At 47.6% G+C, this 13,524-nt stretch carries 11 protein-coding genes; 4 read left to right on the forward strand and 7 right to left on the reverse strand.

All coding sequences use genetic code 11. From position 1 onward, the window contains the following. Positions 1 to 4: 4 nt before the first annotated feature. Genes spoT through gmk form a run of 3 tightly spaced genes read right to left on the reverse strand, consistent with a single transcriptional unit; the run spans position 5 to position 3,097 of the window. A complete protein-coding gene (gene spoT, locus FN082_RS12530) occupies positions 5 to 2,125 on the reverse strand; it encodes a bifunctional GTP diphosphokinase/guanosine-3',5'-bis pyrophosphate 3'-pyrophosphohydrolase (protein WP_142981651.1) in 2,121 nt (706 codons plus the stop codon). Between the two features lie 18 nt (positions 2,126 to 2,143). After that, the gene (gene rpoZ, locus FN082_RS12535; RefSeq protein ID WP_004106927.1) at positions 2,144 to 2,419 is read right to left on the reverse strand and encodes a DNA-directed RNA polymerase subunit omega; all 276 of its coding nucleotides are present in this window, start codon (positions 2,417 to 2,419) and stop codon (positions 2,144 to 2,146) included. Between the two features lie 54 nt (positions 2,420 to 2,473). Further along, positions 2,474 to 3,097 carry a guanylate kinase gene (gene gmk, locus FN082_RS12540; RefSeq protein ID WP_112216035.1) on the reverse strand — a complete coding sequence of 208 codons (624 nt, stop codon included), beginning with the start codon at positions 3,095 to 3,097 and terminating at the stop codon, positions 2,474 to 2,476. 257 nt (positions 3,098 to 3,354) lie between these two features. Between gmk and ligB the strand changes: the two genes are divergently transcribed. Next, positions 3,355 to 5,031, forward strand: coding sequence for an NAD-dependent DNA ligase LigB (gene ligB, locus FN082_RS12550; protein WP_142981652.1), 1,677 nt, complete (start codon positions 3,355 to 3,357; stop codon positions 5,029 to 5,031). 5 nt (positions 5,032 to 5,036) lie between these two features. On the opposite strand, the gene FN082_RS12555 is transcribed toward ligB, so the two are convergent. Then, the gene (locus tag FN082_RS12555) at positions 5,037 to 5,654 is read right to left on the reverse strand and encodes a trimeric intracellular cation channel family protein (protein ID WP_139538383.1); all 618 of its coding nucleotides are present in this window, start codon (positions 5,652 to 5,654) and stop codon (positions 5,037 to 5,039) included. A gap of 274 nt (positions 5,655 to 5,928) precedes the next feature. Here FN082_RS12555 and FN082_RS12560 point away from each other — a divergent pair, with 274 nt between their 5' ends. Beyond that, positions 5,929 to 7,188, forward strand: coding sequence for a chloride channel protein (locus tag FN082_RS12560; RefSeq protein ID WP_142981653.1), 1,260 nt, complete (start codon positions 5,929 to 5,931; stop codon positions 7,186 to 7,188). Positions 7,189 to 7,597: 409 nt separating this feature from the next. On the opposite strand, the gene FN082_RS12565 is transcribed toward FN082_RS12560, so the two are convergent. Beyond that, on the reverse strand, positions 7,598 to 7,783 hold the full coding sequence (locus FN082_RS12565; RefSeq protein ID WP_142981654.1) for a type II toxin-antitoxin system prevent-host-death family antitoxin: 186 nt from the start codon (positions 7,781 to 7,783) through the stop codon (positions 7,598 to 7,600). A 203-nt stretch (positions 7,784 to 7,986) separates the two neighbouring features. Here FN082_RS12565 and FN082_RS30190 point away from each other — a divergent pair, with 203 nt between their 5' ends. Both FN082_RS30190 and FN082_RS12575 read left to right on the forward strand, forming a co-directional pair. Beyond that, positions 7,987 to 8,598 (forward strand): hypothetical protein, encoded by a 612-nt coding sequence (locus FN082_RS30190; protein ID WP_227136241.1) that lies wholly within the window; start codon positions 7,987 to 7,989, stop codon positions 8,596 to 8,598. Between the two features lie 6 nt (positions 8,599 to 8,604). Then, positions 8,605 to 9,732, forward strand: coding sequence for a helix-turn-helix domain-containing protein (locus FN082_RS12575; RefSeq protein ID WP_142981655.1), 1,128 nt, complete (start codon positions 8,605 to 8,607; stop codon positions 9,730 to 9,732). Between the two features lie 54 nt (positions 9,733 to 9,786). On the opposite strand, the gene FN082_RS12580 is transcribed toward FN082_RS12575, so the two are convergent. Further along, positions 9,787 to 11,586 (reverse strand): hypothetical protein, encoded by a 1,800-nt coding sequence (locus tag FN082_RS12580; protein WP_235892125.1) that lies wholly within the window; start codon positions 11,584 to 11,586, stop codon positions 9,787 to 9,789. Positions 11,587 to 11,713: 127 nt separating this feature from the next. After that, a complete protein-coding gene (locus tag FN082_RS12585; protein WP_142981656.1) occupies positions 11,714 to 13,213 on the reverse strand; it encodes a hypothetical protein in 1,500 nt (499 codons plus the stop codon). Positions 13,214 to 13,524 lie beyond the last annotated feature (311 nt).

A 13,524-nucleotide genomic window follows, 5' to 3' on the forward strand; every position in this document is an offset into this window, starting at 1 on the left:
AAGACTAATTTCGGTTACGGGTGACTTTAATCACATCCGGCATGACGCGAATCTTGCGCATGATATTCGCCAGATGCACGCGGTCACGCGCGGTGAGGCGAATAAAGGCGCTGTAAACGCGGCCATCTTTTTCTTCCGTATTCAGGCTTTGAATATTGGAGGACGCGGTGTTGATCGCGGCAGTAAGATTCGCCAGTGCACCCTGGTGGTTGAACATATCCACCTTTATTTCGGTGATAAATTCCTGCGCCGTCTCTTTATCCCACTCGACCGCCATAAACTTCTCCGGCTCTTTCTGATAGCCGCGAATGTTACGACAGGACTCATGGTGGATAACCAGGCCTTTACCAGGGCTGACGTGCGCAATGATCGGGTCGCCAGGAATCGGACGGCAGCACTTGGCGAACGTGATCAGCACGCCATCTGCGCCTTTAATTGGCAGATGGTTATGACCAACAGGCGCTGGCTGTACCGGAACGGCGGTGGCTTCCCCCTGCTGCAGGTTTTTGGCTACCACGACGCTCATGGCGTTGCCGAGGCCGATTTCGGCCAGCAGATCGTCAAGCGTTGCCAGCTTCATGCGCTCAAGTTCGCGCTGAATATTCTCTGGCGGAATTTCGGCCAGCTTACGGCTGCCGCCGAGGGCGTGATTAAGCAGGCGGCGTCCGAGGCTAACGGAGTCGTCGCGCTTGAGGTTTTTCAGCAACTGGCGAATTTTGGCGCGCGCTTTCGAGCTGACAACAAAGTTCAGCCACGCTGCGTTTGGTCGTGCTCCCGGCGCGGTGATAATTTCCACCGTCTGACCGCTGGAGAGCGACTGCGACAGCGGATACGGCTGACGGTCGACGCGTGCGCCGACGCAGGCATGGCCGATATCGGTATGCACCGCGTAGGCGAAATCCACCGGCGTCGCGCCAGCGGGCAGTTCGACAATGCGCCCTTCCGGGGTGAAAACGTAAATCTCATCCGGGAACAGATCGGATTTCACGCTCTCAATGAATTCAAATGAACTACCGGCGCTCTGCTGGAGCTCCAGCAGGCTCTGCATCCAGCGCTGGGCGCGGATTTGCGCCGTGGTGCTGCTCTCGCCGCCGTGCTCTTTATAAGCCCAGTGCGCCGCAACCCCCATTTCCGCCATCTGGTCCATGTCTTCGGTACGAATTTGTACCTCAACCGGGACGCCGTGCGGGCCAATCATCGAGGTGTGCAAAGATTGATAGCCGTTTGCTTTCGGAATGGCAATGTAGTCTTTGACACGCCCAGGACGCGGCTTATAAAGGCTGTGCATCTGGCCAAGCACGCGGTAGCAGGTATCAGAATCATGAACAATCACGCGAAAGGCGTAGATATCCATAATCGAGTGAAAACGCTGCTCTTTAAGCACCATTTTGCAGTAGATGGAGTACAGATGCTTTTCGCGACCGCTAACGCGACAGGGAATGCCTGCTTCCTGCAAACGCCCTTCGATTTCGGAGAGGATCTTTTGAATCATCTCCTTACGGTTACCGCGCGCCGCTTTTACGACCTCTTTAATGACCCGGTAGCGGTTAGGATACAGCGCTTCAAATCCCAGCTCTTCAAGCTCGGTTTTGATGTGATGAATACCTAAACGGTGCGCCAGAGGACTGTAGATTTCCAGCGTTTCGCGGGCGATGCGGCGGCGTTTGTCCGGGCGCAATGAGCCCAGTGTGCGCATGTTATGGGTGCGGTCAGCAAGCTTGATGAGGATGACGCGAATGTCCTGCACCATCGCCATAATCATTTTGCGAAAGTTTTCGGCCTGAGCCTCTTTCTTATCGCGAAACTTAAGTTTATCAAGCTTTGACACCCCCTCTACCAGCTCAGCAACGCTTTTACCAAAAAGCTGTTCCATGTCCTGGTAGGTGGCAGGGGTATCTTCTATCACGTCGTGCAGTAGGGCGGCCATCAGCGTTTCGTGATCGAGTTTCATCTCGGCCAGGATACAGGCTACCGCTACCGGGTGCGTGATGTAGGGTTCACCGCTTGAACGTGCTTGGCCCTCGTGAGCGTCACGTGCAACGAGATAAGCCTGCCGAAGACGTTTAATTTGCTCTTCGGGCAGGTAGTTTTGAATCAGCTGATTCAGGCTTTCAAACAGATACAAGGGCGACCCGCTGTGTGATTAACGACGACCTTCAGCAATAGCGGTAACGGCTTGTAATTCAGCGGCTTCCTGCTCTTGCTGTTCCTGGCGCTCACGAACGTCGAGGATCTTGTTGTTGATCAGACCTTCTTCGATTTCGCGCAGTGCGATAACGGTAGTTTTATCGTTTTCTTCCGGTACCAGCGGATCCTTTCCGCCTACCTGCATCTGACGAGCGCGACGCGCGGCGACCAGTACCAGGTCAAAACGGTTACCAATTTTCTCTACAGCGTCCTGAACAGTTACGCGTGCCATACTTAAAATGCTCCACAGGTGAAGAAGTGACTGGGCATGATACTGAATGTGGGTTCAGTCTGCCAACAGTTTGGTGATTAAAGCGCCATGTCGCTGCTTTTGGCGGCTCATGCGCAGACGTTCGGCGCGAATAATAATTTTCAGATCGCTCAGCGCGGTATCAAAATCATCATTCACAATAAGGTAATCATATTCCGCGTAATGGCTCATTTCTGCAACTGCCTGCGCCATACGTTTCGCGATAACCTCTTCGCTGTCCTGACCGCGGCCACGCAGGCGACGATCAAGTTCATCTTTTGACGGCGGCAGAATAAAAATGCTGCGCGCGCCGGGCATTCTGTTGCGGATTTGCTGCGCGCCCTGCCAGTCGATATCGAGGAAGACGTCGACGCCGGTCGCCAGTACCTGCTCGATAGTTTCGCGCGAGGTGCCGTAATAGTTGCCAAAGACTTCTGCATGTTCAAGAAAAGCGTCTCTGCCAATCATCGTTCTGAATTCATCGTGATCCACAAAGAAATAGTGTTCACCGTGCACTTCACCCGGGCGCGGAGCGCGTGTGGTATGCGAAACAGAAACCTGAGAGTCGTACAACGGTTGGGTTTTTAATAAAGCCTGAATCAGGCTGGATTTACCCGCGCCGCTAGGGGCGGAAACAATATAAAGCGTGCCTTGAGCCATGAGTGTCTTTTGTATGTGGTGGTCGAAATAGAGCTTACATACGAGCCTATTATACACGCCGCCGCCGCGTGACGCAGTCCCTGTCACACTTTTTGCGTTGTTTCTTTCATTTTGCTTGCTGTTTCCCTGATTTCTCCGGGCGTTGCAGAAATAACGAAGAAAACCTGGATACCTCCTCGCAAGGTTAAAAATCACCTATCGCTGACGAAAATAAGCCTGCGGCACAATGCCCTGCGAGAAAACAGGAGGGCATCACGATGCAAAAAGGAGTCTGGGCGCTGGTGCTGTGGATGCTGGTGGGGTACGGGCAGGCAGCCTGCCCCTCGTGGCCTCAAGCCAGGGCCGAACAGGAAATTGAACGTCTGAGTCAGCAAATGAACGAGTGGAAAAATGCTTACTGGCATCAAGGTAATAGTGTGGTCAGCGACGAGGTCTATGACCAGCTTGCGGCGCGGTTAACGTACTGGCAGCGCTGCTTTACCAGCGAAAGCTCCGCGCATGATGAGCTTCCACCGTTAAAAGGCGATGCCAGACATCCGGTTGCGCACACCGGCGTACGTAAACTGGCGGACCAGGCCGATATAGCGCGCTGGATGCGTGGTCAAACCGGACTGTGGGTACAGCCTAAAGTTGATGGCGTAGCGGTCACTCTGATTTATCGACAGGGGTGCCTGTCGCAGGCGATAAGCCGGGGTAATGGTTTGTCTGGTGAGGACTGGACGGCCAGGGTTATGCAGATCCCTTCCGTTCCTAAAGTTTCCGAGGGTGTACTTGCTAATAGCGTATTGCAGGGCGAGCTATTTCTGCTGCAGGAGGGGCATGTGCAAAAACAGATGGGTGGCATGAACACACGGGCAAAGGTTGCCGGCATGATGATGCGGCAGGAGGCTGCAGCGGATCTTAATAAGCTGGGCGTATTTATTTGGGCATGGCCCGATGGCCCGAAGGATATGGAGCAGCGGCTGGCGCTGCTGCAGGAGAGCGGCTTTCTTTACAGCAAGCTTTTTTCACATCCTGTCGCTAATGCACAGCAGGTTGAACAGTGGCGTCAGCGTTGGTTCACCTCACGACTGCCTTTTGCCACCGATGGCATTGTGGTGCGGCGGGGGCTGGAGTCTGCCGGGCGCTTCTGGGCTCCGGGGCAGGGGGATTGGGTAATCGCCTGGAAGTATCCGCCAGCCTCGCGGGTTATGGAGGTTCGCGGTATCAGTTTCAGTATCGGGCGTAGCGGTAAAATCGCCGTGGTAGCGAATCTGGAACCGCAGCACCTGGACGATAAGCGCGTGCAGCGGGTGAGCGTCGGCTCGGTATCCCGCTGGCAAAATCTGGATATCGGTATTGGCGATCAGCTACAAATTAGCCTCGCCGGGCAGGGGATACCGCGAATTGATTCGGTAGTCTGGCGCACGGCTTTACGAAATAAACCCCAGCCGCCTGCGGCGCGTTTCAATGCCTTAACCTGCTATTTCGCTACGCCTGAGTGCGCGGAGCAGTTTCTCTCACGACTGATCTGGCTCTCTTCCCGATCGGTTCTGGATATTGACGGTGTCGGGGAGTCGCTGTGGTGGAGCGTTCACGACGCCCAACGTATTGAGCATCTCTTTTCATGGCTGGCGTTTACGCCAGAGCAACTGCAAACGATCCCGGGAATCTCTGCACAGCGCGGGCAGCAGTTGTGGCACCAGTTTAATCTGGCACGTGAGCATCCCTTTTTGCGCTGGGTACAGGCTATGGGGATACCCATCCCAAAAATAGCGTTTTCAGAGATGGCGAAGGATGACTGGCAGCAGTTACAGGATCGAAACGAAGAGCAGTGGCGACGTTTACCTGGAATTGGGGCAGAAAGGGCGAGGCAGCTAGTGGCGTTTTTACATAACCCGGATGTTGCCGCGCTAGCCGAATGGCTTCGCGGGCAACGAATCTCGGGGTTTTGAAAGAATTAATGTGCGCTATGGTTGTAGTTGAATACCGGCAGCCCTAGCTTCCAGCGTAGCGCCAGCATACGGGCGGTGAAGCCGAACAGCAGGGTGGAGATAACCACCACATCGTGGTTGCTGACGTAATGCTGCAGCGCGATATATAAAATCGCGGCGGCGAAAGAAACGCCCGCATACAGTTCTTTCTGGAATACCAGTGGGATACGCTTGCAGAACATATCGCGCAGTACACCGCCAAAAACGCCGGTCACCACAGCGGCAATGGAGGCAATCACCGGGCCTTCGCCCATATCCAGCGCGATCTGGGCTCCGATGATAGAGAACACGATGAGCCCAAGCGCATCCAGAACCAAAAACAGGCGGCGCAGATGCGGCATCACCGGCGCGGCAATGGTAGTCAGGACCGCGGCGACGGCGACAATAATGACATACTCAGGGTGCTGCACCCAACCCAGCGGATAGTGACCGAGCAGGATATCGCGCACTGAACCGCCGCCGAGAGCCGTCGCGGTTGCAATGATAATGACGCCAAACGTATCCATACGGCGACGTCCGGCCGCCAGCGCGCCGGTCATGGCTTCCGCCGTAATCCCAATCAGATAAAGAATATGAAGCAGCATAAATCCCCCACGGTGATGGCGAGAGGTTAGCGATTTGTGCGCAGGATCACGATTGAAATTTTCTAAAGTGAACGATTTAGACCAGAAAAAACTAATTATATTGTTGTTTGTATGTCCAGTAATTCAGGGTTTATTGGTGGAGTATTGATTTTTATTGATTAGAAAAAATAATGATAAGGGCGTATTTAAGCATCTATATTGATTACGCTATGAATACCAGATGTTTAACTCTCGACCTTTATCCTTTTATTTTCCTCCTTCAAGGCCTGAGAAAATGATCGCAGTAGCTGGTAATAAAAATTATCTGACCCGCCTGATTGCCGTTGTTTTAACGGGAGTGCTGGCCGGTCTGTCAGGCATGGTTCTGGCGATGATTTTACATGCTATTCAGCACCTGGCTTTTGGCTATAGCCTTGAACGAATCATCGGATCGGAGTCATTTTTACAGGGCGTAACGGATTCGTCCTGGCCTCGTCGTATCACGGCGATAATGGCAGGTGGTGCGATAGCTGGATTCGGCTGGTGGCTGCTTGGGCGCTATGGGCGTAAACGGGTTTCAATTGCGGCGGCCGTGGCGGATCCTTCCGTGCCAATGCCTGCGGGAACGACGACGATTCACGCCCTGTTGCAGATAATCACCGTTGCGCTGGGCTCTCCTCTTGGTCGTGAAGTGGCGCCACGGGAAATGGGGGCGCTGGGAGCGGGGCTGGTGGCGCGCAAACTGGGACTGCTGGAAGATGAAACCAGAACGCTGATTGCCTGCGGTGCCGGGGCGGGCCTGGCGGCGGTGTATAACGTCCCTCTGGCCGGGGCGTTGTTTAGCCTGGAGGTGATGCTGCTGTCGTTTAGCTGGGAAAAAACGCTGGCGGCTATCATCACGTCGGCGATTGCTGCATGGACGGCAACGTTGGGGCTGGGCAATGAATCGCAATACTATTTCATTTCTGGCGTGCTTCCGCATTCATTTCTTTGGTGGGCGATTATCGCAAGCCCAATTCTCGGCGTTGCGGCATGGCTTTTTCGCAAAGCAACCGGCACTGCCCGCTCGCACGTTCGAACGAACTGGCAGATGCCGGTTTTCTGCCTGCTGGCATTTTCCCTGCTTGCCGTCCTGAGCCTCTGTTTCCCCCAGCTTCCGGGAAATGGCAAAGGGCCTATGCAGCTGGTTCTCAGCGATGAACTGGGTTTTCCTGGGGCGACGATACTGCTGGTGTTAAAAATGGTCGTCATCCTGGCGGTGCTACGCGGCGGTGCGGAAGGTGGGTTACTAACGCCGGGGCTGGCGGTCGGCGGTCTGAGCAGCCTGCTGCTATGCATGCTCTGGCAGCAGATATTTCCCGGAGGGGATGACAGCAGTTTTGCTCTTGTCGGCGCGGCGGCGTTTCTTGCGGCATCTATGCAGATGCCGCTAACGGCGGTGGCGCTGGTGATGGAATTCACCCATATGGATCACAGCTATCTGGCTCCCACGCTGTTATGTGCGGCGGGGGCATTTTTAACCTGTCGGGTGCTGGATAAAAAGTATTTCTTCTGAGATGTGCTGAAAATAAAAAAGGGCCGGAGTGGTGGCCCTTAATGTTGGTAGAACCCGATGTTACTCGATTGAATCTGAATGTTGAGTGAGTGATTATGTGTATTGATTTTATTATATTTTTATTAATCTTTCTTTTCGTTAAGTACACGCTTAAATACACGATAAATAAAAGTGTCCAATGAGTTGGGCGAAATTGTCCATCAGTTCTTGTTAAGATCGGTTCAGTAAGATGTACTAATAAGTGCAGGTTGGTGGCATTTACACTTCGCAACTTTAAGAGAAGGTTCGATAAGGCCGCCTTTTTCCCATTCGGTATGAAAATGTTGGAAAGAGCCTCCACATTTGCCAATGTGAGACGCTCCAAATATACGGTCGTGGAAAGCGATAACGTCTTGAGTACTGACCTAAATCATCGGTTTGTCAGCGCCTCTATAGTATGACCATGAGGTTGCATAATCATATCGAATTCAGCCTTACTGATAACCACTGCTGAGCTACCGTCTTGGCGGGGGATTTCAATCGGTTCCCTCTGAGTGGCGGTATCCAATACTTCTGAGATTTTTGTACGTGTCTGAGTTGAGGTGTATGTACACATAGCATATCTCCTGCAATGTACATTTTGATTTAAATATAAAAATAAATATTAATCATATATTTACAAATTAATTGACATAATGCCTTGGTGGTTACTTTTCCTTGAATACTTGACAAATCAAAAAAAACGCAAGATTATTGTCATGTATTTCACCAAATCCCCATTAAGGGCTACGTAACTCTACGCATGAGGTCTTTTTTGCAATGAAGCAACCTTGGGAGCTAAACCCAGCTCTGACAATAGAGCGACTTAAACAACTTGCATCCCTGATTCGAAATGTCAGGGATGATGTGATTGATTTACATAATGAAGAACTCGGTGATTCTGCTCGTTCAACTGGGTTGAGGGCCTATGAATGTTGCCGAACGAGAATAATTCGGGCCGCAACTCAACATGAAGAGTGGCCCTGGCTTGGCATAGTGAAAGACGATGGAAAATTTACCTTTTCTATCGATTCTGTGCCAGTGCGTTTGTACCGGGGAGGTCCTAATCGTCCGGAAGAGCGCAGGCTGATACCTTGCGTAGAAGCGCTGAGTCAGATGAGTTTATTGCCTGTTGAAGTAGGCGACGCTGTATCTGTCATTTGGTTTTTTGCTGTTGAAGTTGATGATTTCCGCTATGTTGAGCGTGTAACCTTTACTGGCTTTTTAGAAGGCGTGCAGGTTTCATGCTGGGAAATTCCGCTGGATGAAAGAGTTCCTGCTTTCAGTTCCATTGATACCGAGTTACCTGAGCCAGTCAAAACTCAAAAAGCATCAATCTCTGTTAAAAGGAAAGACAAAAAGGCCGAGAATGATGACCCGAATAATGGTTAGTAAGTTATGGCTATAGAATTTTATGGCGAGCGGCTTCGTCTCGCCCGTTTATTAAAAGGGTACACGCTGCAAGAGCTGGGTGATGCAGTTTTTGTTACCCGGCAAAGTATACACCAGTACGAAAGTGACGTCCGGGCACCCGCTAATGATGTACGTAATGCACTGGCTGAGTTTCTTCAGGTATCCACTGACTTTTTTGGGATGCCTCTTTCTGGTGACGTTAAGCCGGAGCAATGCCATTTTCGTAAGAGACAAACAACACCTGCTGGTGTTAAAGAGCGGGTCCAGGCATACAGTACTATTCTTGAGCAGCTCGTTGCTGAGTTGCATGAACACTTGGATATGCCCGAGAACGGTTTTAATTTGATTGATAATAGTAAGATTGTAGAATTAACACCGCCATTGATAGAAAAGATTGCTGAGGGAGCCCGTATTCGTTGGGGGTTAACACCTGATGCTCCTATAGATAATATGGTAAATGTTGTTGAAAATCAGGGAGCAATTGTTACCTGTTTTGATGGCGTGTCTGAAAAAGTCGATGCTTTATCTGTTAATAGAAAGTTTCCTATAATAATTCGCAATACTGCGAAGGAGAGTGCATGCCGAATGCGTTTTGATTTGGCCCACGAATGTGGGCATTTAATAATGCATGATGGTATTGAGACTGGGTGTAAAAAGACAGAGAGAGAGGCTGATGCCTTTGCTAGTGCTTTCTTATTCCCTCGTAAGTCTTTTGCCAGAGAGTTTCCTGCGTGCTTAGGTATTGGCGGGATGATTGACTGGAAGAAAGTGTATGCTTTAAAAACTCGATGGAAAGTTAGTGCTAAAGCCATTATTTATAGGGCACATTTCCTGGGTTTTATTAACGCTCAGCAATATAGAAGTGCTAATGTTTGGTTCAGTCAAACAAGACAAACAAAAAAAGAAAAATTGGACGATAAAATTCCTTTAGAAGAGCCTCATGTTCTTGAAGGGAGTTTGAAAGTTTTGAAAGAGCACTTAGGTATATCTTTCGATATGTTAGCTGAAAAGATTAAGGTTAGACCTGAGTTATTAGCAGATATATCAGGTATCAAATACGTACCTGTTATTGATGATGGCTATGACGAAATTGTTGTTCCTTTTAAATTTTGACTTTCCATCTTTGTGTATGACTATGGCCCTTAATATTTAAGGGCCTAAAGTTATTCATTCTGAACAGTAAATAATTGGAATTGCATTTGCTTCTTTTACTGCATGAGAAAATGAAGATAATATCCATAGTAGTTGAGTAATGTGACCATTAACCTTCTCACCCCGTGATATTTTATCAAACTCATCTTTTATTGCATTTTTTGATATAAAAGAACAGCTCAGAATGCATTTTCGATGCAATTTAAAATCTTTTAGAATATTGGACATATATCCATCAAGATTATTTATGTTGCCTTTTCTGATCCTTTTTATATTTGTTTCACCTTTAGTGGATTTGTATTTTTCTGCGAATTTACCACCGGATTTTTTCATAAAGTCAGCTTTGCTAAAGTTCATGTATCCTAAGTTTTTTACGGCCTGACCAACAACATCATGTAAGTTACTGGCAGAAGTACTCACCGGTCCATGCTTTGAATGTATGAAATTAATACATGAATCGCCTTTATTAAAGGTGATATGGTCTGCCCATTCATTGCCTAAATCATCGCAAAAAATATAGTCATCATTTTTATGTGTCTTCTCAACTAGACTAAACATTGATTCTTTGGAAAAATTAACGCTGGTTTTCCTAAAAATACCTTTTTCGCTAGTTACTGAATCCATATTTTTTACGGGTTTTAACATATCTAATATGCTATTTATTTCTGCGACACCAGAGTCGTCTTGAAAACAGTTACCAATAAAATACATATAACGGGGATCATCAAAAGTGATACTATAAAATCCATTTTTAATTATATAACTTTGTAGCGTGACATCACTTCCTGATACATTTACTTTCAATGTCCTCAGGAATGATGAGTCGAAAGTCAAAGTTTTATTATTTACTCTTATAAATGCTCGGCCAAATTTAGTGCTTATTTTCCCTTCTGAGTCAACTGAATAAACCCTTTCGAGATGCTTTATTAACCTCTCTAATTCCTTTGTTTTTATCTCAACGTCTACTCCTTTTTTGTTTTCATATTTAATGCTAATATCATCTTCAATGAGTTGGTCATATAACGATGAACTTTCAATTAAAATTGCATTTGGTTTTGTGTGTTCAAGAACTTCATGGAGTTTCTTTTGTTTCGCGAATGCATCTAGGAAATCCTTTTCTCCACCACCATCTTTTATTAGAGATAGTTGATTGTAGACCCAGAGAGCTATGTTATCAAAGTTGATTCTATGAGATGACTCGACTAAACGTCCGGTACCTGAGATAGTTTTTACAGTTGATCCTTGTCTAAACTTCAAGAATAGTGGTATTGATCTTCCGGCAGCATGAGTCGAAAATGTGCCCTTTAAGTCCGGAGCTTCATAAGATCGCTGTCTTATTGCTTTATCCGATACCGTCATGTTTCTTAGAGATATTCTTTGGAAAGAAACATCGGAATCATTGAAAGTCTCAGCTATCATCGTGTTGGTAATCAGATCGAAATTTTTCTCAACTTTCTCAGATATATTAGAGCAACTTTTTTTAATTATGCCAATGTGGTTCTCGAATTCGAAGATAATAATAAATGCATGAATCCTGTCATATAAACCAAGCTCGCCTTCATTTTTCCCAATGAAGTAAACTGGCCTGATTGTGGGGAATATTCTAACTGAATATAAGTAAGGAATATCTTTATCAATTAATTGCTTTTGAATTCTGAATTCATCTAATATATGTGATGATTCGGGGTCAATATTATCATCCGATGCATTCAATATATCACGGATAAATAAATCATCTATCGGGGGTAGAGGTTCATCACCCTTGGAGATATAAAATTGCGCATTTTTGGTTAGCTCTAACTTCTCAAGCATCATAGTATCCTTCAGAGGTAGAAATACAGAATATATTCGAGAAATAGTTCAACAGCGATAATCTACTTGATTAAAAAAAATTAATCAATTCATCATGTATTTATCCCTCACATTGATATCACTGATTTTACTAATGTGCCTCGTTTTTTAGCACAATGCGCAGATACGGGTGTTTCCAGTCATCATCAAACAGTTTGTTCAGGCTGATAAAACCGTCATGCTCCAGTGCGCATACTCCACCATGGCTGGCGACAAAATCGTAGACGGCACGACTTTCCAGCCCCTGCAACATATGGGCGAGCAGTTTCCGGCGCATCTGTCCTGTCTGCCATTTTTCCACCTTCCGGACATCCTTCCATGTACAGTTAAAGTTCTGCCCCACCGCATTTTTGACGCAAAGCCCGTAGCGGTTGGTTTTACCGGATGACAGATAGTCATCAATAAGACGCTTAAGGTTTTCCCTGAGTGGTTCCATTAGCTTTTTCCAGCGTTTTAGCACCCTCCCGGCCTCATCAACTCCCAGTTGTTTGTTCAGACGTTTTCTGGTCACACTTTTAAATGACAGGCTGACAGAGCCGGCGCTGAAAATGGTCGAAAAACGGAAAGTCTTAACCTCATCTTCATCAACACCCAGTTTTTTACTGATATAACTGGTTTCAAGGCGTTTCAGATTTTTGGGCGACACGCCAATGCGCACAAGCTCATGCCGCAGGATCTCCAGTTGGCTGCTTTTAATGTCGTAGTTATAACCCTGCGCCAGACATGCCCATTTCATGTCTTTTGGCAGATACTGAAATCCTTTACCCACCTCAAACGAACGCCCACCCAGACGGGCGGTTTTGTACGATTGGGGATAAGCCACAATCAGTGGACTAATGCTGATGACTTTTACCCCCATATCGCAGATATGGCTGATAAAATTGTGGTAGTATCCCATGTTGATAGGCGTGGGATACGCGTTGCAGTAATCCCTCAGGGCATCAAGGTTGATATGCAGGTAATTAAGCTGCCCGTAGACCTGCTTAACACGCTCCCTGAATGCCGTATCCGGGATTTTACGTTTTGATACCTGGTGGCAAACGGTGGGCTTCTGGATGGATGCCTGCGCAATCATCTCCTCCAGTGTCAGCGGTTTCTGGCGTTTACCATAAAGGTCGGTCAGATAACTGTAACGATCCGTTCGTCGCAGATATTCCTGGCGATCGCCAGGAAACAAAGATTTCAGCAGTCGTTTTGATAAAGCAAATTCGCGGCATTTGTGTTTGATGGGATCATGGCTGATGATTTTGATAAGTCCCACCGCTTCAAGTTTTTCCAGTGCCCTTTCAAAGGGAAGCTCGCGTGACTGATTAAATACCGCAGGAGCCACTTCCTCACCCAGTGAATATGGGAAAGGAACAGAACAAGTCCATTCGTCGTCACCTTTAAAGCGAGCTTTTTTGCGAGTATTCTTACTGGCGGTTGCACTGCATATAATATGCTGTATAAGGATAGCTATTGATATGTAATAAGTGGGTTTACATCTCCCGTCGCAATTATTATCAAAAGGAACACTGAAAATGGTTTTCCTGAATCTTTTGAGCGTTCTTTCTGTTACAAGGATATTGTTTTTTGTGCAATAGGCTTTCATTTCATTGTGCTCCAGTCATTATTTTAACGCTGTTTTACAGCCAATCTTTTTGCACAATGAATTACGAATACGCATAAAAATCATATTCGCTAGCCCCAATTTTTTATGGGCTAAATTAAAAATACAGAATCAGTAAAAATATGTATCAGGAGATAAGGGATATCTGTAGAGGAGTGTCCGTGGTGAATTCGTGAGATTAGCTAATACTGGTGTCCCCATACTATAGCCATACAGCGCATATGGCCTGAGTGGAGGCTTGCCTCAGGCATCTGCCTGTCACCATCTCCATCTGATACATTTTTTTTGGCTAT

This window comes from Klebsiella spallanzanii (assembly GCF_902158555.1).
GTDB classification, from domain to species: domain Bacteria; phylum Pseudomonadota; class Gammaproteobacteria; order Enterobacterales; family Enterobacteriaceae; genus Klebsiella; species Klebsiella spallanzanii.

Bases quoted from the DNA above. Each gene is read 5' to 3' on its own strand.
- rpoZ (WP_004106927.1), bottom strand. From the start codon at position 2,419: ATGGCACGCGTAACTGTTCAGGACGCTGTAGAGAAAATTGGTAACCGT.
- gmk (WP_112216035.1), bottom strand. From the start codon at position 3,097: ATGGCTCAAGGCACGCTTTATATTGTTTCCGCCCCTAGCGGCGCGGGT.
- ligB (WP_142981652.1), top strand. From the start codon at position 3,355: ATGCAAAAAGGAGTCTGGGCGCTGGTGCTGTGGATGCTGGTGGGGTAC.
- FN082_RS12555 (WP_139538383.1), bottom strand. From the start codon at position 5,654: ATGCTGCTTCATATTCTTTATCTGATTGGGATTACGGCGGAAGCCATG.
- FN082_RS12560 (WP_142981653.1), top strand. From the start codon at position 5,929: ATGATCGCAGTAGCTGGTAATAAAAATTATCTGACCCGCCTGATTGCC.
- FN082_RS12565 (WP_142981654.1), bottom strand. From the start codon at position 7,783: ATGTGTACATACACCTCAACTCAGACACGTACAAAAATCTCAGAAGTA.
- FN082_RS30190 (WP_227136241.1), top strand. From the start codon at position 7,987: ATGAAGCAACCTTGGGAGCTAAACCCAGCTCTGACAATAGAGCGACTT.
- FN082_RS12575 (WP_142981655.1), top strand. From the start codon at position 8,605: ATGGCTATAGAATTTTATGGCGAGCGGCTTCGTCTCGCCCGTTTATTA.
- FN082_RS12580 (WP_235892125.1), bottom strand. From the start codon at position 11,586: ATGATGCTTGAGAAGTTAGAGCTAACCAAAAATGCGCAATTTTATATC.
- FN082_RS12585 (WP_142981656.1), bottom strand. From the start codon at position 13,213: ATGAAAGCCTATTGCACAAAAAACAATATCCTTGTAACAGAAAGAACG.